At 54.5% G+C, this 24,541-nt stretch carries 17 protein-coding genes, 1 tRNA gene and 1 pseudogene; 9 read left to right on the forward strand and 10 right to left on the reverse strand.

What is annotated here, in order from left to right:
• Positions 1-19: 19 nt before the first annotated feature.
• The 6 genes from gyrA (at position 20) to IPI29_06650 (ending at position 8,880) form a co-directional block, all read left to right on the forward strand.
• The gene (gene gyrA, locus IPI29_06625) at positions 20-2,494 is read left to right on the forward strand and encodes a DNA gyrase subunit A (protein MBK7412212.1); all 2,475 of its coding nucleotides are present in this window, start codon (positions 20-22) and stop codon (positions 2,492-2,494) included.
• Positions 2,487-4,496: a hypothetical protein gene (locus IPI29_06630; GenBank protein ID MBK7412213.1), complete on the forward strand. Its 2,010-nt coding sequence runs from the start codon at positions 2,487-2,489 to the stop codon at positions 4,494-4,496. Before gyrA ends, IPI29_06630 begins: the two co-directional genes overlap by 8 nt.
• A 30-nt stretch (positions 4,497-4,526) precedes the next feature.
• Positions 4,527-6,326 (forward strand): long-chain fatty acid--CoA ligase, encoded by a 1,800-nt coding sequence (locus IPI29_06635; GenBank protein ID MBK7412214.1) that lies wholly within the window; start codon positions 4,527-4,529, stop codon positions 6,324-6,326.
• Entirely contained in the window at positions 6,323-7,120 is a 798-nt protein-coding gene (locus IPI29_06640) for a nitroreductase family protein (GenBank protein MBK7412215.1), read from the forward strand. Before IPI29_06635 ends, IPI29_06640 begins: the two co-directional genes overlap by 4 nt.
• On the forward strand, positions 7,117-8,154 hold the full coding sequence (locus IPI29_06645; protein MBK7412216.1) for a stilbene synthase: 1,038 nt from the start codon (positions 7,117-7,119) through the stop codon (positions 8,152-8,154). Before IPI29_06640 ends, IPI29_06645 begins: the two co-directional genes overlap by 4 nt.
• A gap of 237 nt (positions 8,155-8,391) precedes the next feature.
• Entirely contained in the window at positions 8,392-8,880 is a 489-nt protein-coding gene (locus tag IPI29_06650) for a hypothetical protein (protein ID MBK7412217.1), read from the forward strand.
• A gap of 113 nt (positions 8,881-8,993) precedes the next feature.
• Here the strand turns inward: IPI29_06650 and IPI29_06655 are convergent.
• From IPI29_06655 to IPI29_06700, 10 genes and pseudogenes are all read right to left on the reverse strand, one after another.
• A tRNA-Met gene (locus IPI29_06655) sits at positions 8,994-9,070 on the reverse strand.
• A gap of 44 nt (positions 9,071-9,114) precedes the next feature.
• The gene (locus IPI29_06660) at positions 9,115-9,744 is read right to left on the reverse strand and encodes a bifunctional nuclease family protein (protein ID MBK7412218.1); all 630 of its coding nucleotides are present in this window, start codon (positions 9,742-9,744) and stop codon (positions 9,115-9,117) included.
• 12 nt (positions 9,745-9,756) lie between these two features.
• A complete protein-coding gene (locus IPI29_06665) occupies positions 9,757-10,725 on the reverse strand; it encodes an electron transfer flavoprotein subunit alpha/FixB family protein (GenBank protein MBK7412219.1) in 969 nt (322 codons plus the stop codon).
• Complete coding sequence (locus tag IPI29_06670; GenBank protein MBK7412220.1) at positions 10,725-11,471, reverse strand: electron transfer flavoprotein subunit beta/FixA family protein; 747 nt, start codon at positions 11,469-11,471, stop codon at positions 10,725-10,727. The genes IPI29_06665 and IPI29_06670 overlap by 1 nt, the downstream gene beginning before the upstream one ends.
• 47 nt (positions 11,472-11,518) lie before the next feature.
• Positions 11,519-12,895, reverse strand: a complete 1,377-nt coding sequence (locus IPI29_06675) for a TolC family protein (GenBank protein ID MBK7412221.1) — start codon at positions 12,893-12,895, stop codon at positions 11,519-11,521.
• Positions 12,892-14,121, reverse strand: a complete 1,230-nt coding sequence (locus tag IPI29_06680) for an HlyD family efflux transporter periplasmic adaptor subunit (GenBank protein ID MBK7412222.1) — start codon at positions 14,119-14,121, stop codon at positions 12,892-12,894. The genes IPI29_06675 and IPI29_06680 overlap by 4 nt, the downstream gene beginning before the upstream one ends.
• Positions 14,114-15,841: an ATP-binding cassette domain-containing protein gene (locus IPI29_06685; protein MBK7412223.1), complete on the reverse strand. Its 1,728-nt coding sequence runs from the start codon at positions 15,839-15,841 to the stop codon at positions 14,114-14,116. Before IPI29_06685 ends, IPI29_06680 begins: the two co-directional genes overlap by 8 nt.
• A 49-nt stretch (positions 15,842-15,890) precedes the next feature.
• Positions 15,891-18,742, reverse strand: a pseudogene (gene uvrA, locus IPI29_06690) (excinuclease ABC subunit UvrA).
• Between the two features lie 386 nt (positions 18,743-19,128).
• Positions 19,129-19,359: a type II toxin-antitoxin system HicB family antitoxin gene (locus IPI29_06695; GenBank protein MBK7412224.1), complete on the reverse strand. Its 231-nt coding sequence runs from the start codon at positions 19,357-19,359 to the stop codon at positions 19,129-19,131.
• A 222-nt stretch (positions 19,360-19,581) separates the two neighbouring features.
• Positions 19,582-22,425 carry a DNA translocase FtsK gene (locus IPI29_06700; GenBank protein ID MBK7412225.1) on the reverse strand — a complete coding sequence of 948 codons (2,844 nt, stop codon included), beginning with the start codon at positions 22,423-22,425 and terminating at the stop codon, positions 19,582-19,584.
• Between the two features lie 46 nt (positions 22,426-22,471).
• Between IPI29_06700 and kdsA the strand changes: the two genes are divergently transcribed.
• From kdsA to IPI29_06715, 3 genes are read left to right on the forward strand one after another with little or no spacing between them, the layout of a single operon-like run.
• Positions 22,472-23,251, forward strand: coding sequence for a 3-deoxy-8-phosphooctulonate synthase (gene kdsA / locus IPI29_06705; protein MBK7412226.1), 780 nt, complete (start codon positions 22,472-22,474; stop codon positions 23,249-23,251).
• The gene (gene lptC, locus IPI29_06710; GenBank protein MBK7412227.1) at positions 23,248-23,781 is read left to right on the forward strand and encodes an LPS export ABC transporter periplasmic protein LptC; all 534 of its coding nucleotides are present in this window, start codon (positions 23,248-23,250) and stop codon (positions 23,779-23,781) included. The genes kdsA and lptC overlap by 4 nt, the downstream gene beginning before the upstream one ends.
• Positions 23,778-24,539 carry a triose-phosphate isomerase gene (locus tag IPI29_06715; protein MBK7412228.1) on the forward strand — a complete coding sequence of 254 codons (762 nt, stop codon included), beginning with the start codon at positions 23,778-23,780 and terminating at the stop codon, positions 24,537-24,539. Before lptC ends, IPI29_06715 begins: the two co-directional genes overlap by 4 nt.
• Positions 24,540-24,541 lie beyond the last annotated feature (2 nt).

Genomic DNA, 24,541 nt, shown 5'->3' on the forward strand with positions numbered 1-24,541 from the left:
AAAAATCCTGCCCGTCCTGATGGAGGACGAGATGCGGGATTCGTACCTCGATTATTCCATGTCGGTGATCGTTTCTCGTGCTCTTCCGGATGCACGGGACGGTATGAAGCCGGTTCACCGCCGGATCCTGTATGCCATGTACGAATTGGGTATGGCACCCAATCGACCATACAAGAAAAGCGCTCGTATCGTCGGGGAAGTGCTGGGTAAGTACCACCCACACGGTGACTCAGCCGTGTATGACGCCATGGTGCGCCTTGCACAGCCGTGGTCGATGCGCTACCAACTCGTAGACGGACAGGGCAACTTTGGATCGGTTGACGGAGACTCTCCGGCCGCTATGCGTTATACGGAAGCCCGTATGACCGGTCTGGCAATGGAAGTCTTGCGCGACATCGATAAGAACACGGTAGACTTCCGTTCGAACTTCGACGATTCCTTGCAAGAACCAACGGTCCTGCCGGCAGTTCTTCCAACCTTGCTCGTTAATGGTGCGAACGGTATCGCCGTTGGTATGGCTACGAACATCCCGCCGCATAACCTGCGCGAGATCATCAACGGCATCCAAGCGGTTATCGCAGATCCGGCAATCGCAAACGAAGAGCTGCTGAAGTATGTGACTGCGCCGGACTTCCCAACGGGCGGTATCATCTACGGCTATGAAGGTGTGCGTAATGCCTACACCACGGGTCGCGGAAAGATCCTCGTGCGTGCAAAGGCGATCACGGAGACCAATAAGCAGGGACGCGAAGCTATCATCATCAATGAGCTGCCGTACCAGGTTAGCAAGGCCGGACTCATTGAAAAGATCGCCGACCTCGTGAAGGCAAAGTCACTTGAGGATATCTCCGATATCCGTGATGAGTCTGACCGCGACGGAATGCGCATCGTGATCGAACTCAAGCGTGATGGTGTGCCGATGGTTGTTCTTAACAACCTCTACAAGCACACACAGATGCAGGTGACGTTCGGCGTTATCATGCTTGCGCTTGTTAATGGTCGTCCGCGCATCCTCACGCTCAAGGAACTCATGGAAGAGTTCCTCAAGCACCGCAACGTGGTTGTTGTCCGTCGTACCCAATACGACCTGGATGCCGCTGAAAAACGCGCCCACATCTTGGAAGGCTTCATCATCGCTCTCGATAACATCGAGGCAGTGATCAAGACCATTCGTGAATCGAAGGACGCACAACAAGCTTCGGAGAGATTGCAGTCGCGCTTTGGTCTCTCAGAGATCCAAGCCAAGGCCATTCTCGACATGCGTCTCCAGCGCCTCACCGGCCTGGAGCGTGAGAAGATCCAAAACGAATACGCCGAGGTCATTCAGACCATCGAACGTCTGCGTGCCATCCTTGCAAGCAAGGACCTGCAGATGCAGATCATCGGAACAGAACTCAAAGAACTTGCCGAGAAGTACGGTGATGAGCGTCGCACGCAGGTTGTGTACGATGCCAAGGACTTCACGCTCGAAGACATGATCGCCAACGAAGAAGTGATCGTGTCGATCTCGCACAACGGATACATCAAGCGCACAGCTGTAACGACGTATCGTCGTCAGCATCGTGGCGGACGTGGTGTTGCCGGTGCCGGAACGTATGAGGACGATTGGGTAGAGCACCTCTTCCAAGCCTCTACGCACCACTACATGTTGTTCTTCACGGATCGTGGTCGCGTCTACCGTCAAAAGGTCTACGACATCCCAGAAGGCTCACGAAATGCCAAGGGGCGTTCCCTTGCAAATGTGATCCAGAAGCAGGCGGACGAAAAGGTAACGGCCTATCTGTCCGTTACAGACTTCGACCGTGAGGATCTCTACATCTTCATGGCAACACGTAACGGCACGGTGAAGAAGACATCCCTCAAGGACTTTGCGAACGTCCGTTCCAACGGCATCATCGCGGTGAACCTTGATGACGATGACCGTTTGATCGGTGCACGTCTCACAGATGGTTCGATGGAGATCCTCATCGGTGCATCGAACGGTCTTGCCGTGCGATTCCCGGAAAAGGATGTTCGTCCGATGGGTCGCGCAGCCGCCGGCGTAAAGGGCATCTCCCTTGCCGAAAGCGCCTACGTGATCTCTCTCACCGCCGTCCGACGCAGCGATGCCCAGGTGATCGTTGTTGGCACGCGCGGATATGGAAAGCGCACGGTGGTTGATGAGTTCCGCATGACAAAGCGTGGCGCCAAGGGCGTGATCGCGATGAACATGACGGAGAAGACCGGACCGATCTGCGCCATTCTTGAAGTACACGACACGCAGGATCTTGTGGTGATCACCACCAACGGCATCCTCATCCGTCAGCAAGTAAAGGACGTCCGCCAGCTCGGTCGCAACACGCAGGGTGTGAAGCTGATCCGCCTCGAAGAGGGAGATCAGATCGCCGATATCACAACCGTTACGCGTGACGAAGACGACGAGGTGGATGGAATAGAAGGAGCAGAAGGCACGCCGGACACGAACGGTGCAGATACTCCTACACCAGATGCATAACCCCCACCAGGTGAAGGCCATCTTCACCTGGTGGTGTTTTTTCTGCATCGGTGTTCTCGCGCCCATGCAGGCGCTGTCGCAAGCCCAAGCACCCGCACAGGGTGCGCCGCCGGCACAGCCCCCTGCGCGCGATACAGCGTTTACGCAACGAACTGTGGTCGTTACCGATTCAATGCCCGCCCCATGGCGGGCATTGGGTCGGCTGACCGCTTCTGACGTTGAGACGGAGACGCAGATCACCAAGCTCGACATGCGAAAGCTGCAGTATGGTGCGCTTGCCGATGCTCTCTATCGAGGCACACATTGGATGCCGCTTTCCCACGGCGGATTCGGTCAGAATGACGGACTGAGTGTAATGGGCGGTATGAATGTTGACCTTGCTGTGAGCATCAACACTCGCCCCCTAATAGAATCGTGGTCGGGCACATACCAATTGATCCAAGCCCAACCCGCCGGACTGGAACGTGTCGAGATCCTCACCGGTACTGATGCTGTTGGTCTTGCCCCTAGCATGACGCTGACGGCGATGAACATGCAGTCGATGATCCACAACAGCGCTACCCCCTATACCGCCCTGTGGTATCATCAAGGAGGGGGCGATATCGTTGCCATGGACGGAACGTTCTCGCAGAATGTGGCGGAGAACTTCAATGTTACGGTTGGTGTAAAGCGCAGCGGAGCCAATGGACGTTATACCAATACGAGTTTCGATATCTGGAATGTGCGCGCGGCAGTTCGATGGACGATGAGCCCGCGATCGCACCTGATGGTGTCGTATGAATTGGCATCGCTAAACACAGGTCTTTGGGGAGGTGTACGGTATGCCGGACTCTCCACGGAGTTCACGGAAGATGCGGCACCGCCGGTCAACTTCGCATTAGCAGATAACACGCGACGTCACGATATCACAGCCAACTTTGCACAGGTCATGGCCGATGATTCATCAAGCGTGATCACGGCAACTCTGTTCGGCACGTATTCAGCAGTTCGACGCTATGGAGATTCTGCGAACTACAACACGACAGGTGATACACTCGAGGGGTCGCTTCGGACGGCCGCTGTTCTTGGAGCTCAGGTACGCTATGATCAAACGATCGGTGTGATGCGCCTACGCATCGGAGTCATCTCGGATCTCACGAGACGGCCTACCGAAACAATGGGTTCTTCAGGAACACTGGAGCCATATAATCTGGACTACTCGAATTCCCAGGCCTTTGGTCACATTACGTTTGATCTCACGCCATCGTTGGTCTTTCGTGGTGCGGCTCGCTTGGCGTTGCAGGATTCGCGGTTCATGGTTGGGGCAGGAGCCGGACTCCGACTTCTCACGTACGATGGTCACTATTCTGTTGATGCGTCCACATCTGAACGAGCCCCCTTTGAAACTGAGGGATACGGTCTCGACGCTGAACGTCATTACCTCTTTTCAGCCAGCGGACAGTGGAACACAAAGAACATCCACGCATCGGCCACGGCCTATGCCCGCTTCATTAACGATCCGATCGTAGCTGTCGGAGTTGTCAACAACGGCGTCTATACAAGTGCCACATCCTCTAACGCTTCATCGCGGATGATCCTTGGCGTTGCAGCCGACGCAACGTGGCGACTAGGGGACATCGAGGTACGTCCGGTAGTGCGTGTCACACGTTCAACAACCACCGACGTCGAGGACCAACGTTTCCCGTTGATGATGGGCGACCTCTCTGTTGCCTACGTCTATGAGGTAGGTCGTAATTCTGTACGGTTGGGAGTGAGCGGACGCTGGCTCAGTGAAGCACGGTTGCCGCAGTACGTAGCCCCTTCCTGGACGTATGTGGAACCCACGATGAAGTCCGGCGATCAGTATGACGGACTCAACGTCTTCCTCATGGCCATGGTTGGGAATGCAACCGTCCGCGCATCATATGAGAACATCCTCGGTCAGCGCTGGTATACCACCTCGTACGCACCGGAGATCACACGCGCAATTCGATTGAGCGTTGATTGGTCGTTCTTCGACTGAGGAATCCCATATTGCAGTCAGGAGGTATTCATGACTGCAACAACGATCCCGGAGATGTTCCTCAGCGTCTGTGCACGCTATGAAGGAAACCCCAACAAGATCGCCTACACCCATCGCAGTGAAGGGGCTTGGCACCCACTGACACATGAAGAGGTGCGCCAGCAAGTGGAACTCTTTGCTGACGGACTCCTCAGGTATGGCCTGGCTCCGGGAGAACGCGTAGGAGTTGTAAGTGAGAACCGCACGGAATGGGTAGTGGTGGATTTTGCGATGGCAGGCATTGGCATCGTAGACGTACCGATCTTTCCCACACTCACAGCACACCAAGAGCAGTTCATCTTCAACAACTGCGAAGCAACGGCCATCATCGTCTCCAATGCCGCCCAGCTACGCAAGGTTCTAGAGGTCTGGGATGAAATGCCAACGGTTCGACTCATCATTACGATGAACGAACATCTATCGGACAATCCTCGCATTGTGAGTATGCAGTCGGTGATGGAACGCAGCAGGGCAGAGAGCACCCCACAGGAGCGGAGAACGAAATTCACAACCCTTGCATCTCGAGTACGATCAGAAGATCTCCTCACGCTTATCTACACAAGCGGTACCACGGGAAATCCAAAGGGTGTGATGCTTACACATCGAAACCTTACAGCCAATGTTGACAGCGCACTTCACACGATCGATGTTACGGAGACGGATTCGTTTCTGTCGTACCTACCGATGTGTCATAGCTATGAACGCATGACCGGACATTACCTAGCCTTTGCCGCCGGCGCATCGGTCTACATAGCCGAATCGATCGAGTCCGTAGCAGAGTTGATGAAGGAAGTGAAGCCCACGATCATGACGTCGGTCCCTCGACTCTTCGAACGTATTCGTGCGCGTGTCCTCGGTGCCGTTGAGCGCGATTCACCTATCAAACAGAAGATCTTCCGCTGGGCAATGAAGGTAGGCGAACGTTATGACGAAGGGGATCGTGGAGTGTTCACCGTTCTTCAGCGGGCGATTGCCGACAAACTGGTATTCTCCAAGATCCGGGAACGAACCGGTGGTCGATTGCGGTTCTTTGTGTCAGGGGGCGCAGCACTCAACCACGAGGTTGGACGGTTCTTCCGCATCATCGGTCTCACCATCGTAGAAGGATATGGTCTTACGGAAACTTCTCCCGTGATATCGGCTCACCGACTCGGTGATGTGGTACTCGGCACCGTGGGTCCTCCATTGCCGGGCGTGGAGGTGCGTATTGCCGAAGACGGAGAGATCCTTGCGCGCGGACCAAGCATCATGAAGGGATATTGGAACGATGACGCGGCAACACGAGAGTGTATCGACGCGGATGGCTGGCTGCATACCGGCGACATCGGAGAGTTCACCGAAAAGGGTCACCTCCGCATCACAGACCGCAAGAAACACCTCCTTGTCTCAAGCGGTGGTAAGAACATCGCTCCAGGTCCGATCGAAGCATTGATCATGCAAAGCCCCTTGATCGATCAAATGATGCTTGTTGGTGATGCCAGAGAATTCTGCACGGCACTGATCGTGCCGGACGCAGAGGCCGTAAGGACCTGGGCTGAGAAAAACACCGTGAAGTATGAGTCACAGGAAACATTGTGGACTTCTCCGGAGTTGCATCGAGCCATGGAGGCCGACATCAATAAACTACAGCGAGAGCTCCCCAAATACGAACGTGTACGTCGCTTTGCGGTGATCACCAAACCCTTCACTGTTGAGAACGGCCTCCTCACACCAACGCTGAAGGTCAAACGCAAGGCGGTGCTCGCCGCACATGCCGAGACAATCGATCATCTGTATGAAAGACCTGAATGACCCTTCGTGAAGCGATACGATCGCGGAAGACATCAAACGGACACTTCGATCCGCGTCCGGTGTCGATCGAACATCAACGTATGCTCGTAGAAGCAGCAGAGCGCGCACCGAGTCATTTCAACTCACAACCGTGGCGGTTCATCCTCATCGACGATCCGCAGGTACGCTCTCAGATCGCTACTATCGGCGGACGAACCATGACGCAGCTCATCGAAGGGGGCTCCTTCTTCACCCGCTACAGAAAATATTTCCGCTTCTCACAAGAGGAGATGGATGAGCGTAGAGATGGCATCTTCATCGATCAAATGCCGATGGCGCTTCGCCCCTTCATCAAGCAGGTGTTCTCAGATAACGTGATGAATGTTCTGTCGAAGCTTGGTGTTGCAAAACTCCTGGGCGAAGACAACCGCAAGTTGATCGAGGGGAGCCCCTTACTCCTTGCTGCACTACTCACGAAGGAAGAATACAAACCGGGTGAGCTCTCCGGATACTATTGCACACTATCGCTGGGCATGGCCATTGAACACGTGTGGCTGATGACGGGGGAGTTGGGTATGGGTATACAGTTCGTTTCAACGCCCATGGAGATCCCTGAGGCATGGGATGAGTTGAAGTCGATCCTGAACGTCCCCGATGACCTTGAGCTCATGGCTGTGTACCGTCTCGGATACCTTCCACCCGAGAAGCAACGTCCGCGTATCGATTGGCGAAGCGACCATCGCAAGAGACTTTCACAGATCGCGTTTCGCAATACCTGTGCTACACCAGAGCCGGATGCTCCGTCAACCTTATGATCAACGTTCGAATCGATGGTATAGGTACGGCCTCACCGGAATACATTGTTGATCAAGAGATCGTGCGTGCAACGGTAGAGCGAGTGTTCGGCGAGTCCGTGCAGGATCTGTCGAGATTACTCCACGTTTTTGAGCACGGTCACATTCAAACCCGACGCTTCGTACGTCCACCCGAGTGGTATGCCACGGAGCATGGATTCGCTGAATCAAATGCCGTCTATGCCGAGAGCGCCGTACGTCTTGCCACCGAAGCAGCACGCGTGGCACTTGCCGGACGTGAGAAGGAAGTTGTTGGGATCGTTGTTGCAAGCACAACGGGGATCATGACGCCGTCGCTCGATGCAGCCCTGATCCAAACGCTCGGACTTTCACTCCACACCAAACGTCTACCGATCTTCGGACTCGGTTGCGCTGCGGGTGTTGCCGGACTTGCTCGGGCCGCCGAGATGTCGCGCGCACTTGGTGGCGGACTCGTCCTCTTCGTCGCCGTAGAGATCTGCAGCGTCACTTTCCAACAGTCGGACACATCGAAGTCCAACATCGTTGGCAGTTCCATCTTCGGTGATGGCGCCGCCGCTGTCTGCGTCAGCTCCAACGGCACCGGCCCAACGATCCTTGGCGGCTACAGCACCTTGTTCCCGGACACCGAAGACATCATGGGCTGGGACGTTGCAGACACAGGACTTCGCGTTCGTTTCTCCCGAGACATCCCGAGCTTTGTTCGACAACACCTCCCAACAGTGCTTGATGACGCCTGTGCCTCATGGTCAATCGCACGAAACGAGATCACGTCGATCATCGCCCATCCAGGCGGTGCAAAGGTCCTCGATGCCTATGCAGAGGCAACCGGAATGCCCCCTTCAACCTTCACCATCGCCCGCAACATCCTGCGCGATTACGGCAACATGTCAAGCGTCAGTGTCCTCTTCGTCCTCAATGAATTCCTCAACACAACCAATACACCAGGATACGCCATCATGAGCGCCCTTGGACCAGGGTTTAGTGCGGAGCAATTACTAGTTACTAGTTACTAGTTACTAGTTACTAGTTACTAGTTACTAGTTACTAGTTACTGGTTACTCAGTTACTTAGTTACTTAGTTACATAGTTACATAGTTACTTAGTTACATGGTTACGAGGTTACATTAGCACATTAGCACATTAGCACATTAGCACATTAGCACATTAGCACATTAGCACATTAGCACATTAGCACATTGCTCGAACTCCTCACCACCATCCTCATCCTTCAACGCCTATCAGAATTGGTGATGGCACGTCGTAACGAACGGCGGGCGAAGGCGCGTGGTGGAGTTGAGTATGGGGCTGGGCATTATCCCGTGATCGTGCTCTTGCATGTGTTGTGGTTCGTTGGCTTCATCACAGAGAGTGTCGTTCGTGGGAATGGTCACGAGCTTGTAGGCACTTCAACTCTATGGCCGATCTGGGCAACGGTCTTTGTTGCCGCCCAAGCATTGCGCTATTGGGCCATCTCGTCATTGGGAGATGCGTGGAACACACGGATCATCATCGTTCCCGGCAAACGTCTGGTACGCACCGGACCCTACAAGTTCATCCCGCATCCAAACTACGTTGCGGTGATCATGGAGTTCATCGCCGTTCCACTTCTTGTCAATGCACCAATAACGGCTGTGGTAGGAACCGTGCTGAATCTTGCGTTGCTGGTGCTGGTGAGGGTGCCGGCGGAGAGGAAAGCTCTCTCGAACAGTGAACAGCGAACAGTGAACAGCGAACAGTGAACAGCGAACAGTGAACAGCGAACAGCGAACATAAAACAGCGAACAGCGAACACAGAATTAAACAGAGTTCTCTGTTCTGTGTTCGCTGTTCGCTGTTCGCTGTTCTGCGTTCTTGGTACCGGAGGAGGGACTTGAACCCCCGACACATGGATTATGATTCCATTGCTCTAACCACCTGAGCTACTCCGGCATCGCGGGCCACAAAGATAAGAATTGCTCGCAAATCATCGATGTTCAGGCATCGCCGGTGAGGCGTTGCAGTTCATCGCGGATGCGTGCGGCCGCTTCGTAATCTTCTACCTTGATCGCTTGATCGAGTTCCTGTTCGAGTCTCTGACGGAAGGTCAGGGGCTCGGAGGGGGCTTCTTGGACAACGCTGCTTTGTTGCAGACGTTTGAGTTCATTGTCGTCTTCTTCTTCTTCAGGGGTGTCACTTGCCCCTTCTTCGATCTCGGGAATGTCTTCAGCCTGCATGGCGATCTCGTCCATGATGATATCGGTCACATACATTGGGGCACCGCAGCGGACGGCTAAGGCAATGGCATCGCTTGGACGGGCATCCACTTCGAGTTCGGAGAACTCAAAGACGATGGTTGCATAGAACGTGCCTTCCTTGATGGAGCTGATGACGATCTCGCGTATGGTTGCGCCGAGGGTTTCGATGATGTTCTTGAGCAGGTCATGCGTCATGGGGCGCTGCGGACGTACACCTTCGAGTTCGTTGGCGATGGCTTGCGCCTCGGGTTCGCCGATCACGATGGGGAGGCGACGTGTTCCGTCAACCTCTTTCAACAACAGGGCGTAGGCCCGCTGTGAATTGGGGTTGATGGAGAGCCCGAGGATGTCTACCTGGATCTTGTTCATCGCAATGTCCGATCAGCTGCGACCTGTGACAGAAGAGATCTTTTGTGTGAGCTTCGGAAGCACTTCAAAGACATCTCCAACGATGCCATAGTCGGCAACCTTGAAGATCGGTGCGTCCTTGTCCTTGTTGATGGCAACGATGATCTTACTTGTTGACATTCCGGCCAAGTGCTGCACAGCGCCGCTGATACCACAGGCGATATACATGGTTGGGCTTACAGTTTTGCCTGTTTGACCAACCTGCTCACGGTGTGGACGCCATCCGGCATCAACCACGGCACGAGATGCGCCAACGGCTGCGCCGAGACTGCGTGCGAGGGATTCAACAAGATGGAAGTTCTCCGGACCCTTGAGTCCGCGACCTCCCGATACGATCATGTCGGCCTCTGCTACGTCAAGCATGCCTTCGTTCTTCGAAATGCCTGTTACGGTCGACGTGCGGATCCCGGCGCTGGCAGTAGGTGCAAACGCAGTGATGGCAACTGTAGCAGCACCATCTTCGCGAGCCGTGAAGACGTTTGGACGCAGGGTTGCTACGGTTGTTGGTGTAGTTGCCTTGACGCGGATGGTGGCCTTGCCGGCATAGACGGGACGTGTGGCCTCGAGCGACGTAGGTGTGCCGTGCAGCTCTGTGCAATCCGGCAACAGACCGGCCTGCAACCGAACAGCAACGCGTGGTGCGATGTCCTTGCCGGTGGCATTTGCAGAAAAGAGTACAGTGCTTGCACCACATGTTGTGGCTGCCTCTGCCACTGCAGCAGCAACGGCGCTGTTCTTGAAGGATGTCCAGTCGGCACCTGTTACGTTGTAACACTGCGACAGACCATAGGCACCCGCCGTTGCGATCTGCGCGTCAGTTGCATTGATGGTTACTCCAACCAATGGAGCACCGCCAGAGATGCTGCGGGCAGCCGTGATGGCTTCGTACGAGGAACGCTTGAGTCCGTCACCGGAAACTTCGAGGAAGATCAGTATGCTCATTAGATCACCTTCGCTTCTTCGTGGAGGAGACGTACCAATTGTTCGATGTCGGCTTCGCTGTCACTCATCATCTTGTTCAGACGTTTTGTTTCCGGCAGGGTCATGCCAACGGTGGCAACTCGAGCACTTGCCGACGAAGCGGCACGCTCAGTGATCGGCTTCGACTTTGCCTTCATGATATCCGGGAGCTTTGGATAACGAGGATCATTGAGCCCCTTCTGAGCACTGATCACACACGGAAGCGAGGACGAAACGATCTCCTTACCACCTTCAATATCACGCTCTGCTGATACGTTCGTACCATCGATCGTGAGTGTTGAGGCCATGGAAACGTTCGGCCAACCGAGGATCTCGGCAACCATGGACGGCACAACAAACGAATCGAAATCGATGGATTGGCGACCAAAGATGATCACATCAGGTGAGGTCTCCGTAGCAAGCTCGGCGATGGCTGAAGAGATCACAAAGGAGTCCGAGCGTGCGTCATCCTTCACCAAGATCGCCGTATCAGAACCCATCGCTAGGGCAGTGCGGAGCACTTCCTTTGCCGTATCCGGGCCAACGGTGACGGTTGTAACGGTTCCGCCATTCTTTTCCTTCAGACGCAGGCCTTCTTCGATGGCAAACTCGTCGTAAGGGTTAAGAATGAACTTCACGCCGGCTGGGTTGATACTGCTCCCATCGGCACCCACGGTAACACGCGTGGTAGTGTCCGGCACCTGACTGATGCAGACAAGGATGTTCATGTAACTCTCGTTTGAATTGACTGGATAAGACCACAAAGATACGGGAATCAAATGGTTCCTGTGGCCCAACGCAGCATCAATCTTGCACGGGCCCAATCAGCACGGGCCGAGACCTGACGTAGAAGTGCCTCAGCCAGGAACCGTTCCCGCAGATTGAGCTGGAGAAGTGTGGATTCACCCGCCACGAACTTGCGTTGTTCCGCGTCAACCATGAACCGTGCAAGCCGAACCTCTTCATTCGATGCCTCGAGACGCTCCCTGGATCGGTCAATGGCGATCACGGCATTCACAGCGTCGGCATCCACCATCCGCTCGATGAGCGACCGCGTAAGATCTGCCCGTTGTACGGTGATCCCGGCGGTTTGCTGTTGGGCCGATGCCTGTCTGAAGAGAAGGGGCTGATTGATCCGGAAACCGAGCTTGTAATCGGTGTTGCTCAATGACGTTACGTCGTAGGCAAGCAAGGCCGCTTCCACCTCGATGTAGGGTCTCATGAACTCCTGCGCCAAGGACGAATCCAGACGCGAGGTCTGTTGAAACACTTCGGCTCTGCGAAGTTCCGGACGTGTGGCACGGGCAAGATTTGCCGCATCGATCGCCTGCACGGTAGTATCGGCGATAGGGGGCAGATCCAACGGCCGCGTCCCAATGGTCTGTTGCGGCGTACCGTTCCCATTCCACAGGAAGACAGCTACATCCACTCTGAGTTGCTCCTCGATGCGCAGCGCACGGAAGCGTTCGCCCTTGCGACGCTCTACTTCTTGAGCGATCTCGACGCTGTCGATCACGGCGCTCTCGCCGGCCTGCGCCCTGCGCGCAACAAAGTTCAAACGTCGTACGGCCAAGGCCAGCATGGTGTCTGCCACCTCAACAGCTGCGAGTGCCTCGCTCCAGTCCCAGTAGCGCATGCCGGCCGTACGCAGGAGGTTGTTCCGCTCGAGACGGTACTGCGCTTGGGCGAGATCCGGACGGAGCATCGCCTTGCGCAGTTGGTTGCGTCGGCTGTCCGTAAAGATCCCCTGAAGAATGGGCATGGAGATCCCCAACGCCCCTTCTCCGGGAGTTGTTGTGCCCGACTCCGGATTGATACTGCTGCCGATACCACGGGAGTACGATGCCTTGAGTTTTGGGCCGAAGAGCATGTCAAGAGGAAGCTCCAACGATCCGTCAAAGAGGTTGAGCTTGTCCTTGCCGTCCTTGTCCTTGTATTCGTAGGACATGTTGAGGACCGGATCGAATCTGCCAAGTGCCGAACGGACTTCGGCCTCTGCGAGCTCCGGTTCAAAGTCAGCCGAACGCAGTGCAGGGTTGTTCAACTCTACCTGACGGAGAAAGTCGTCGAGCCGCAACGTTGATTGCGCGAAGGAACTGGTAGTTCCCACCATCATCATCACTGCGATGATCAGAACGGCGTAGACCTTCATGTTGCTTCGTCCTTTGCCGAACTCTTGGATGAGACCTTGGTGTCCTTGATCGGGACGGGGAACTGCGGCGGGAAGCCCATGAGCTGACGCCAGAGTTCGTATCCGATCGGGACTTCGTCGAGCAGTACCCAGCCCGTTGCATCAGTGCCTTGGCGCAGGTATCGTCCGTCGGGCCATGTTGAATATTGCGGATCATCTGTCGGGATGATAAGCACGCGGAAACGACCTGTGCCATCATCAACGGCATCAACAACCTTCACGCGCCCATGGAATACACCAACGTTCACGTGGCGCCATCCGCTGAATTGGAAGGCGGGGAATCCACTGAACTGTAATGACACGTATCTGCCGGGTTGTATCAGAGCAGCATCCATTCCACTCACATAGATCTCCACGGCTTGGTCATTCGATGTTGGTACGATCAAGGCAAGCTCTTCGCCTTCTTTCACGGTCTGTCCGGAGCCGGCCTTAGCGATACGTACCACTGTTCCGGTAAGGGGCGCCAGGATAACACCCGATCCAACGCGGCCTTCAGCATTACCGAGCCGTACATCCACTTCCTGCATGGTAACGTAGGCCTGATTGATCACTCGCTCTTCTTCGGCAACAAAGGCGTTGATGTCTTGTTGAGCCGACGTCATGCCAGCAAAAGCCGTTGCAGAATCTGCCATGGCTTTTTGGAGATTCAGTTGGGCAGTTTCCACTTCTCTTCGCGAGACGAGATCTTGTTTGAAGAGAGTGTCTGCACGTAGGTACCGAATACGGGCCGTGCTGATCTCAACCATCACGTTTTCGAGTCGGGCAAGTGATGCGTTATAGCGTTGCTCGGCCTGCTTGCGACGTTGGATCGCAACATTGATGGCCTTTTCCTGCGCATCAAACGTGCGCTCACGCAAAACCTGAAGTCGGTTGAGAAGGTTCGTATCAAGGAAGTTCACATTGATATCCGCAAGGATCGCAATAGTATCTCCCTTGTTCACATGAGCCCCTTCTCGAACATACCAGCGAACGATCCGACCACTGATCCTGCTCTCTACGGTCTGAGGTCTGGCCTCGGGAGCAAAGGACGTTACTTTGCCGCTCCCAACAACGGTTTGCTGCCACGGCACAAGGATGAGAAAGGCGAGGGTAAAGGCAAGCAAGACACCAATGAAGACTACGAGTTTGCGGTGGATGGTGCTTGTTGAAAGCAAGGTATGGACGTGTCTGTTACGTAGATCAACCATGGTGACCTCCTACGGGGAAGAGGCTGCAGAAGGTGCCTGCCTTGCTATGAAGTTCTTGTGGAGTTCCCGACTCCGTGATCCGGCCTTCTTGCAACACATGGACATACGATGTGCGATGAACTACCTCGGGGTCGTGCGAGATGTTGATGATGGTCCAATGAGGCCATGCCATCAGGTCATCAAGCATGGATAGTTTGACGGCGTCTTCAATTCCTTCAAACGCTTCATCGATGATAAGCACGTCGGGCTTGCTCATGATCATCCGTGCGAACAAGATGCGCCGGCGCATCCCGAACGAAAGATTCTCACCCGTTGCTGTGAGTTGGGTGTCGAGTCCATTCGGAAGGTCTCGTACACTCTCTGTTAAGTGGGCCATCCGTAGCGTCCACTGCAGATCTTCTTGCGATACCACTCGTCCAAGTGTGATGTTCTCAAGAACCGTTCCAGGAATGATCTGATTCTCGGGGAAGACATATCCTACTCGTGCGCGCAAGGAATGGAGTTCTGCAACACGCGTATCAACGCCATTTACCTCAATTGAACCGCGTGACGGAGTGTCGAGTCCGATCATGATCTGGGCAAGAGTAGACTTGCCAGCGCCGCTCGCCCCCACAAGGCTCACACGTTCGCCGGCGTTGATCACAAAGGTTACGTCCTTGAGGACTTCGTGATCGCCATAGCTGAAGCCAACATTTCGTACGTCCACAGTCCCGCCGGACGGACGGTTGTGCACGGGAAGTCCGTCTGTCCTCTCTGTTGGCAATTCGATGATCGTAGAGAGTTTGTCGAGAGCAGCCACGAGGTCGTAGTACATGTCGAACTGACCGATGAGTTTCTCCATCGCACCCAGAATGAGGATGATGATGATCTCGGCAGCAACGAGTTGACCCAACGAGATGGCCTGTTCGATCACCAGGATCCCGCCAAGTGCAAGGATCCCTACTGTTGCAAACCCTTTGAAGAGATATGAGCCAAAGATCTGGCGAGCCAGAACTATGTAAAGCCTGTGTTTCGACTCTACATATCCTGTCCCGATCTCATCCATGCGATTGAGGATAAGGGGGCTTGCCCCAGTCAACTTGAACCCGAGCTGATTCCGAGCCACATCTTCCAGCCACGCAGCTGCCATATACTTTTTCTTGGAAACACTGATGGCGTTGGCCACTGCGCCTCTGCCCAATCCGTAGATCAGAACCGGGACAAAGAGCATGAAGACAAGGTCGTACAAAAGGAAGAACGGGTGGTATACTCCAAGCACGATGAGTCCGGTGAGCAGTACCAACACAGCATTCGTACCCTCGAGCAGGAATTTGCCAACGGACTTCTGGATGGTCACAACGTCGAAGAACCGGTTCACGAGTTCGGGGCCGTATGACTCTCTGAGTGAAGACTGAGAGAGGTGCGGAAGTCGATAAACGATATCGAACGCCGTGTTCACGAACATGCGACGTTGGATCATATCGATCACATATCGCTCAAACACGGAGATCACTGCCGTTGCCACCATCGCTGAGAAGACGATGATACAGAGGACCACAAGCTGTTGGCTGAACACACCCAAGGCAACGGCATTAACGATGGCTTGGGAACTGAGGGGAACTACAAGCCCCAGTAGGCTTGCGAGAACGGAGTAGATCACGACGATGATCACGTCTCGTTTCTCGGTCTTTAAGATCCTTCGAATGGAGGTCCATTCAAGTCGATTGCTATACTTCGTCATCTGTCGGCGTCCTCATTGGTGTGATGAGCTGATGGGCGTCGGCAATGGTCTATAGTGAGTTGGCAGCGAGTTCCGTTTTAATGTAGGTTCCTGTGATACTCTCAGGATTGAGGGAAACAACCTCGGGAGTCCCACAAGCCACGATCCTTCCTCCGTCTCGTCCGCCACCTGGCCCCAGGTCCACAATGTGGTCTGCGTAGGTGATCACATCGAGATTGTGCTCGATCACGATCACCGTATTTCCCTTTGCCACAAGCTTGTCCAGCAGTCGCAAGAGAACACGAGTGTCTTCGAAATGGAGTCCGGTGGTTGGTTCATCGAGGAGGTATAACGTTTTACCCGTGCTTGTCTTGGATAGTTCGGTGGCGAGTTTGACGCGTTGTGCCTCGCCCCCTGACAACGTGGGAGCCTGTTGACCGAGCGTGATATAGGTCAGACCCACGTCCATAAGCGTTCCAAGCTTGGCCTTGATGCGTGGAATGTCCGTAAAGAGCTCATAGGCCTCTTCAACGGTCATGTTCAGCACGTCGGCAATGGATTTGCCCTTGAACCGGACGGTAAGGGTCTCGGCATTGTAGCGTTTTCCGCCGCAGATGTCACAAGGAACATAGACATCAGGCAGAAAGTTCATTTCGATCTTGCGGATGCCTACACCTTCACACTCCTCGCAGCGTCCACCCGATACGTTGAAACTGAACCGTCCGGCCAGATATCCGCGGATCTTGGCCTCGGGGAGCATGGTATAGAAATCACGGATCTGCGTGAAGAGTCCGGTATAGGTTGCCGGATTCGACCGTGGTGTGCGCCCGATCGGTGTCTGATCGATCTCGATCACCTTGTCGATGTGTTCTATGCCTTCTACACGGTCGTAGGGAAGAGGAACAGACTCGGCGTTGTAGAAATGTCGGGAGAGGATGGGGTAGAGCGTGTCATTGATGAGGGTACTCTTGCCCGACCCGCTCATGCCGGTGATACAGGTAAAGGTGCCAAGGGGCAATTCTAACGTGACGTTGTGCAGATTGTGTCCACGTGCACCAACAAGACGCAACACCTTGCCATTGCCTTCTCTGCGTACCGAACGCACGTCCATTTGACGGTCGCCGGTGAGGTACTGCAGCGTAAGAGAGCGATCGTAGTCCTTGTTATGTCCAAGAGCTTCATTGCCACGGGCCGCCCCCTGATCGAAAACTCGGCGATGATCTCACCGCCGTGGACGCCGGCACCGGGACCGATGTCTATCACGTGATCGGCTTCCTCGATCATCTCTCTGTCGTGCTCAACAACAAGAATGGTGTTACCCAGATCTCGCAGGTTCTTGAGCGACGTGATGAGCTTTCGGTTGTCGTGCTGATGAAGACCGATACTTGGCTCGTCCAAGACATAGGTTACCCCAACCAACTGCGATCCGATCTGCGAGGCAAGTCGAATACGTTGAGATTCACCACCGGAGAGGGAACGTGCGCTGCGATCGAGTGTGAGATAGGACAAGCCAACCTCGTGGAGGAAACTCAACCTGCTGGTGATCTCCTTGAGGATCAATGTGGCGATGATGTTCTGTCGGTCCGTGAGTTTCGCAGCAAGTGAACTGAACCAGGAGTGCGCCGAAGTGATATCGAACACCGACGATTCATGGATGTTCTTCCCGGCGATACGCACGTGCAGGTGTGCGGGCTTGAGTCGGGCACCACCACACTCTCTGCACGGAATGGTTGCAAAGAACCGTTCGATCGACTTCCGTACCGTGGCCGTGCTCGTCTGTTCGTGTTGATGTCTGAGTGATGGCAACACGCCGATGTAGGAGTGTTTTACCGTTGTTCCGCTGTAGGCAACATTGATTGATGAACCACCAAGACCGTAGAGGATGCCGTTGAGTTGTTCATCAGTGAGCTCACCTAAGGGGACATTCATCGGGATCTTCATGTGTTCACACCACGAGATCACCTGTTTCCACAACCATGTTTCCCGCTTTTTTCCAAGGGGCGCGATACCACCATTCAGCAAGGGGATCGACGGATCAGGCACAACAAGTGCAGGATCGAAGTCCATCATTTCACCGATCCCTTCACACGAGCTGCAAGCACCGAACGGAGAGTTGAACGAGAACATGTTTGGTGCCGGCGTCTGATACGATGTGCCACATTGCGGACATGCGTATTGCGTGCTGAAGAATCGATCTTCCCAAACCTCGGGCGTTGTTTCAGACAGGACAGTGAGTCCGCCATCACCAAGCGAGAGGGCAGTCTCGACACTTTCTGTGAGTCTGCGCGGACTCTCCGGATCCACGGCAAGTCGGTCGATCACCAACTCGATCGTATGAACCTTATACCGAGCCAGCTGCATGCCTTCCGTGATCTCCGTGAGTTCGCCGTCCACGCGTACACGTGTGAATCCTTGACGTCGGAACTGATCGAACTGTTCGCGATAATGCCCCTTCCTACCCTTTACCACCGGACTCAGGATCTGGAGTCGCGTCCCAACAGGCAACGCCAACAACGTCTCCACGATCTGCTCCGTGGTCTGCTGCTTCACCGGGATCTCACAGGTCACGCAGAACTGTGTACCCACCTTCGCATAGAGCAATCGCAGGTAGTCGTAGATCTCCGTTACTGTGCCAACCGTGGAGCGCGGACTCATCCCGATGCTCTTCTGTTCGATCGAAATGGCAGGGGAGAGACCTTCAATGAAGTCCACATCCGGCTTCTTCATCACTCCTAGGAACTGCCTGGCATAGGAGGACATACACTCCACGTATCGGCGCTGACCCTCGGCATAGATCGTATCAAATGCCAACGATGACTTCCCGGAACCACTGAGCCCCGTTATCACCGTCAACTGATCGCGCGGGATCTCCAGATGGATGTTCTTGAGATTATGCTCACGAGCTCCCCGCACACGGATCATCGTGTGTTCACCATCAACTTCGGTAAGGGGCTCTAAATCGCGGGTCATAGGGCGTGTTGGAATGAAGCAAACCAACAAAGATACGATGGGAAGAAATGACGCTACGTCCACTCCTACAATTAGGTGTAGAAACGCGAGCACCATCAATGATGGTGCTCGCGTTTCTTTATACACAGAACATCGGGGCAAGCGTCATCCCGAGGAGCGTAGGGGCACGGCATGCCGTGCCCGAAGCGACGAGGGACCTCGGTGAGGAAATGACATCATGACGTTATGTCGGAATGACGTCATAACAGTTATAACAGTCATAAATATATAGTGTTATCCACCGCCGGTTCTATCAACGATTGCCAGTATATGGCGCGTCAATCCTTTAACGCATACTCTCATATCTCGATCTCAAGGATCTTGTCATTGGGTTCAATGACAATTCCCTCAAGATCGATTTCGAGTACGGCCAGTATAGCTTCTCGAATGTTGGCCACCGCTTGTTCAATCGAATCACCCTGAGACACGCATCCAGGTAGAGTCGGTACCTCTACCCAGAATCCATGTCCTTCTTCGGGATGGATCACAATGGCGATCTTCATTGGCGTTATCGACGTGGGATGTGTCATTCACATCCTTGTGTCTTGTTTGTGATGAAACGTGACAAGAGTTATGACGATTATGACGGTTATGACGGTTATGACGGTTATGACGATTATGACGGTTATGACAGTATGACTCGTCCCTCGACTACGCTCCCTCGACTACGCTCGGGATGACGAGGTCCCGCGTCGCTCCGCTCCTCGGGATGACGTCATAACCGTCATAACAGTCATACCGTCATAAGGGCTTTACAAATAGGCTTCGAGCTCAGATTCGCTTTGGAGTAATACGGGGCGACCGCGTGAGCCATCAGGTGGGCCAACGATACCGGCCATTTCGAGTTCGTCAACGATGCGGGCTGCACGCGCGTAGCCAACCTTGAGTCGGCGTTGCAGTGTTGACGTGCTGGCTTGCTGGAGTTGGATGAAGATGCGTGCTGCATCTTCGAACAGTGCGTCGCGATCACTGGAGCCCCCTCCCATACCACCACCGCGTTTGTTCACGGACGGCAACATGTACGGTGTAGAGTAGCCCTTTTGACCGCCGATCCATTCGCACAGCGCCTCAGTTTCCTCCGTAGAGATAAAGGCATTCTGCATACGAATAGGGATTGGCGTATTGCCGGGAGCGAAGAGCATGTCTCCGTTACCGATAAGGTGCTCAGCACCTGTTCCGTCAAGGATGGTACGTGAGTCGATACGCGACGAACATTGATAGGCGATACGGGCCGGGAAGTTGGCCTTGATAAGTCCGGTTACAACGTCAACACTCGGACGTTGCGTAGCAACGATACAGTGGATACCGACGGCGCGGGCGAGCTGGGCGAGGCGACAGATCGGCTCTTCCACTTCCTTCGAAGCGGTCATCATCAAGTCTGCCAACTCATCGATGATCACAACGATGAATGGCATTGGACGATGGCGGATGCCGCCCTTGTCCTTGATCTTTCCGTCGCGCACTTTTTGATTGTAGTCACTGATGTTGCGTTGTCCGGCAGCAGCAAGGATGCTGAACCGCTGTTGCATCTCTTCTACCAATGCCTTGAGTACCGTTACGGCATTCTGTGGCGAGGTGACGATGGTCTCATCGATATCTGGCGAGATGGCAAGGAAGTGATCGCGCAATGCTGCATAGAGATTCATCTCCACGCGCTTTGGATCGATGATCACAAACTTGAGATCACGCGGATGCATACGATAGAGCAGCGATGCAATGATCGTGTTGATACCAACAGACTTGCCCTTGCCAGTAGCACCGGCGATGAGGAGGTGCGGCATCTTGGTGAGATCCGCACAGAATACTTCTCCGATCACCGTCTTGCCCATAGCAAGCGGGAGCTTGATGTCGGGGTTGTGATACTTCGGACTCTTGATGATCGAACTGAACCGCACGATCGACGGATGTTGATTCGGGATCTCGATACCAACAGTGCCTTTGCCGGGTATTGGTGCAATGATCCGCACACCTTGCGCCTTGAGTGCCAAAGCAATATCATCGGCCAACGACTCGATCTGCGAAACCTTGATACCAGAAGCCGGAACAAACTCATACTGCGTCACCACCGGACCTGGTGTAACGGTCAAATTCTCGATCCGCACACGAAACGTTTCAAGCTTCTCCTGCAACGTACGCGCATTGGCCTCAAGCTCCTTGTCGTCAACAGCAGCCTCGTCCTTCACATCTACAAGAAGTCCAATGGTAGGGGGCTTGTAGGCGATCTCTTCATCGTATAGCGTTGCGTTGGATAACTGCATCTCCGGCTCAACCGGGAACAAGGTATCCTGCACCGTTACCACCAACGGTCTCTTCACAATTGATGACACGTCATCCCGGGCGGAGTCGAGGGGAGTGTCATCCAGAGCAGAGCCAGTCCTGCCGAAGGGAGGATCGAGAGAAGCGTCATCCCGAGCGGAGTCGAGAGAAGCGTCATCCCGAGCGGAGTCGAGGGACCCGTCACTCTCCTCAAACAAACTGATATCCTTCTTCGGATGCAGTTCTTGTAGTCTCTTCTGAAGATCCGTGAGATCAACGCTTGGTGGCTCTTCGTCTGCAGGCGACGGTTCCGGTGGAACCTCGCGAGGTGCGTCGTTCTTTGTCGGACGGAGGATCTTCACCGAGCTGGAAAGTTGTTTGCCCTCAGCCGGGATCGAAGATTCCGTACGCAATGTCTCCGGCTTCGGACGCGGAAGAATGGTTGCCGGCTCTTCATCCACATCATCAACATCCAATACCGGACGTTGTATCCTTCTTCGGATCGGTGGAACGATGGTGGGCTCGGTCTCTACCTCGTTCTCGTCTTCGTCTTCAAGGTCATAACCGTCATTCTCGTCATAACCGTCATCCCGAGCGGAGTCGAGGGACGAATTATTTCTGTTACTTCTTCTCCACTCGATCTTTCCAAGGAGCCCCTTTGTCTTAAGTCCGAGTGATGAGAGATCGATCTCAAACCCAAAGACAGAGACGAAGCCAAGGGCTACGATCCAGACGATGGCACTGCCTACGCGTCCGATGAATTGTGTGGTGACGCCGGCGAGGAACTGTCCAATGGCTCCGCATGACTCGCGTGGGAGCCAGTTGGTGAGTTCCACCAGCTGCATTGTGCCGAGAAAGGCGCTCAGGGTAACGATCACGCTGAAGGTAGCGATGGAGCGGCGTGTGAGAAGGGGCGTGATGCGTTGGAAGCGGAACAGATCCCATGCCCAGAAGAGCATCAGGACAGGGATAGCGATGGACCAAATGCCCACGGTGGATGTGTACATCCAATGCGCAACAACAGCGCCCAACAGGCCTAGCCAGTTATATGTTGTCTCAAAGCGGACGCGCAGGGCATCGTCTCCGCGGATCACGCCGATCATGTCCCGCATGGTGAGCTGGGCGTTCGCTTCGTCGCGCTGAGTATACGAGACCAAGGCGATCAACATCAGGATGGCAAGCAGTCCGATGAGCACCGAAACGATCTTGAACCGGCGGATACGGTCGTGCTCGTCCTGCAACGTGCGTTGTTGCGGACGGGACGCCTCTTCAGGCGCGGGCGAACCTGCGTCGGTCGTATTTCGACGACGCAGGGGAATATTGTCAGGACGTGGTGCCATAGCCTCTTTGCTGCTGGGCTCAATTTAATGGATAATTTCGACGCCTATGCAGAACCCAGCGAATCGCCCCATCATCATTGCCGGACCTTGCCTCGTGGAATCACGAGATATCGTCATGCAGGTTGCCGAACATCTTGCCTCTGTCTGCCGAGACCTTCCGGTGGATCTTGTCCTGAAGGGATCATACCGAAAGGCCAACCGAACAAGTGCTGGAGCATTCCAAGGCATTGGTGACGAAGATGCGCTTACCTACCTGCGCGAGGCGGGTACAGCAATTGGTGTGCCTGTGCTAACGGATATCCACACGGATGACGAAGCGTCAATGGCTGCCGCCTACGTGGACGTGTTGCAGATCCCTGCGTTTCTGAGTCGCCAGACGTCGCTTCTTGAAGCAGCAGGACGCACAGGAAAGACAGTGAACATCAAGAAGGCGCAATTCATGGCGCCGGATGACATGGCCAAGGCAGCCGCCAAGGTCACGGCCGTGGGAAACACCAAGGTCTGGCTCACGGAACGTGGTACGAGTTTTGGATATCACGATCTGGTGGTGGACTATCGATCCCTGGTGATCATGGCCACAACAGGCTTTCCGGTGATCTTCGACGCAACACATAGCGTACAACAACCATCGATCGGTGCCTCATCGGGTGGACGCAGGGAGTTCATCCCAGCTCTTGCTCGTGCAGCGGCAGCCGTGGGGATCGACGGATTGTTCTTTGAGACACATCCTGATCCGGCTGCAGCAAAGAGCGACGCGGCAACACAACTCCCGCTCAATGAGTCGGGTGATTTTCTCAAGATGGTCCTGGATCATTGGCACCGATGAAGGTCCTTCTCACGATCATAGTCGCATCGATTCTTGTTACGTCGTGTCAGGATAGGGCCTCCTCTACGCGCCTGAAGGACGACCCGTTTCTCACAGCGCCGGCACACCTCTCGTACAATGTTGAGGTTCTGTTCACAGACTCTGCCTATACCAAGGCCATTCTGCACGCCGGGGAGGGGAGGATCTTTGAGGATCGTCAGCAGACAACGCTTGGAAAGGGTGTGAAGGTAGACTTCTTTTCCCGGACCGGGAAAGCCCCTTCTGCAATACTTACGTCAGACTCAGCATTCGTTGATGATCATTCAAAGAATATGACGGCGATAGGGAACGTGAGGATCCATTCGGATTCGAGTCGAACTACTCTGACAACATCCAAGCTCTTGTGGGTAAACTCCACACAACGCATTCGTTCCGACGAATACGTTCGCATCGTTACACCCACCGAAACGATAGAAGGTATCGGATTCGAATCCGATCAGTACCTTACATCGTATCGCATCTTCCAGGTCAAAGGAGTTCATCGTCCATGAGAACACGCATCATCGCCGGCAATTGGAAGATGAATACCGCACCTGATGAGGCGTCGGCTCTCGTTACTGAGATCGCATCATCGTCCAGCGTGCAGAAAGCCCCTTCCTCAGTGAAGATCGTGGTATGTCCGCCCTACCTTTCACTTACGAACGCAATCAAAGCAGCTTCCGGGACCAATGTCTCGATCGGCGCACAGAACTGTCATCATGAGGAGAAGGGGGCGTATACAGGTGAAGTGAGCCCCGTGGTTCTCTCATCCATTGGCGTGTCCTACGTTATTGTTGGGCATTCTGAACGTCGCCGTGACCAATTCGAAAGCAACGACCTGATCGGTAGGAAAGCCGCTCGTGCCCTCGCCTGCGGACTCACGCCCATCATCTGTGTGGGTGAAACCCTCGACGAACGAGACGACGATATCACCACTGATGTGATCGGAACGCAGATACGTTTGATCACCTCGTCGGCAGGGGAAGACGTCATCAAGGCAAGTGTGATCGCCTATGAACCTGTTTGGGCAATCGGTACCGGTCGAGCTGCTACGCCCATCCAAGCGCAGGACGTGCACGCTTTCATCCGTAGTGAACTCCACATCTTCGGTGCTCAACACGTACCCATCCTCTATGGTGGAAGTGTTACCGATGAGAATGCGGCAACATTGTTCTCGTGCAGGGATATCGACGGAGCCTTGGTTGGCGGTGCATCGCTCAAGGCCGCATCGTTCTGCGCGATCATTGATGCAGCGATCGGAGCAGGCTGACG

The sequence above is a fragment of the Ignavibacteria bacterium genome (assembly GCA_016707005.1).
Lineage (GTDB): Bacteria > Bacteroidota > Ignavibacteria > Kapaibacteriales > Kapaibacteriaceae > UBA10438.

Coding starts and splice junctions, on each gene's coding strand:
- IPI29_06685 (MBK7412223.1), bottom strand. CDS start 15,841: ATGACGAAGTATAGCAATCGACTTGAATGGACCTCCATTCGAAGGATC.
- lptC (MBK7412227.1), top strand. CDS start 23,248: ATGAAGGTCCTTCTCACGATCATAGTCGCATCGATTCTTGTTACGTCG.
- IPI29_06640 (MBK7412215.1), top strand. CDS start 6,323: ATGACCCTTCGTGAAGCGATACGATCGCGGAAGACATCAAACGGACAC.
- IPI29_06695 (MBK7412224.1), bottom strand. CDS start 19,359: ATGACACATCCCACGTCGATAACGCCAATGAAGATCGCCATTGTGATC.
- IPI29_06680 (MBK7412222.1), bottom strand. CDS start 14,121: ATGGTTGATCTACGTAACAGACACGTCCATACCTTGCTTTCAACAAGC.
- kdsA (MBK7412226.1), top strand. CDS start 22,472: ATGCAGAACCCAGCGAATCGCCCCATCATCATTGCCGGACCTTGCCTC.
- IPI29_06630 (MBK7412213.1), top strand. CDS start 2,487: ATGCATAACCCCCACCAGGTGAAGGCCATCTTCACCTGGTGGTGTTTT.
- gyrA (MBK7412212.1), top strand. CDS start 20: ATGGAGGACGAGATGCGGGATTCGTACCTCGATTATTCCATGTCGGTG.
- IPI29_06665 (MBK7412219.1), bottom strand. CDS start 10,725: ATGAGCATACTGATCTTCCTCGAAGTTTCCGGTGACGGACTCAAGCGT.
- IPI29_06645 (MBK7412216.1), top strand. CDS start 7,117: ATGATCAACGTTCGAATCGATGGTATAGGTACGGCCTCACCGGAATAC.
- IPI29_06650 (MBK7412217.1), top strand. CDS start 8,392: ATGGCACGTCGTAACGAACGGCGGGCGAAGGCGCGTGGTGGAGTTGAG.
- IPI29_06675 (MBK7412221.1), bottom strand. CDS start 12,895: ATGAAGGTCTACGCCGTTCTGATCATCGCAGTGATGATGATGGTGGGA.
- IPI29_06715 (MBK7412228.1), top strand. CDS start 23,778: ATGAGAACACGCATCATCGCCGGCAATTGGAAGATGAATACCGCACCT.
- IPI29_06660 (MBK7412218.1), bottom strand. CDS start 9,744: ATGAACAAGATCCAGGTAGACATCCTCGGGCTCTCCATCAACCCCAAT.
- IPI29_06670 (MBK7412220.1), bottom strand. CDS start 11,471: ATGAACATCCTTGTCTGCATCAGTCAGGTGCCGGACACTACCACGCGT.
- IPI29_06635 (MBK7412214.1), top strand. CDS start 4,527: ATGACTGCAACAACGATCCCGGAGATGTTCCTCAGCGTCTGTGCACGC.
- IPI29_06700 (MBK7412225.1), bottom strand. CDS start 22,425: ATGGCACCACGTCCTGACAATATTCCCCTGCGTCGTCGAAATACGACC.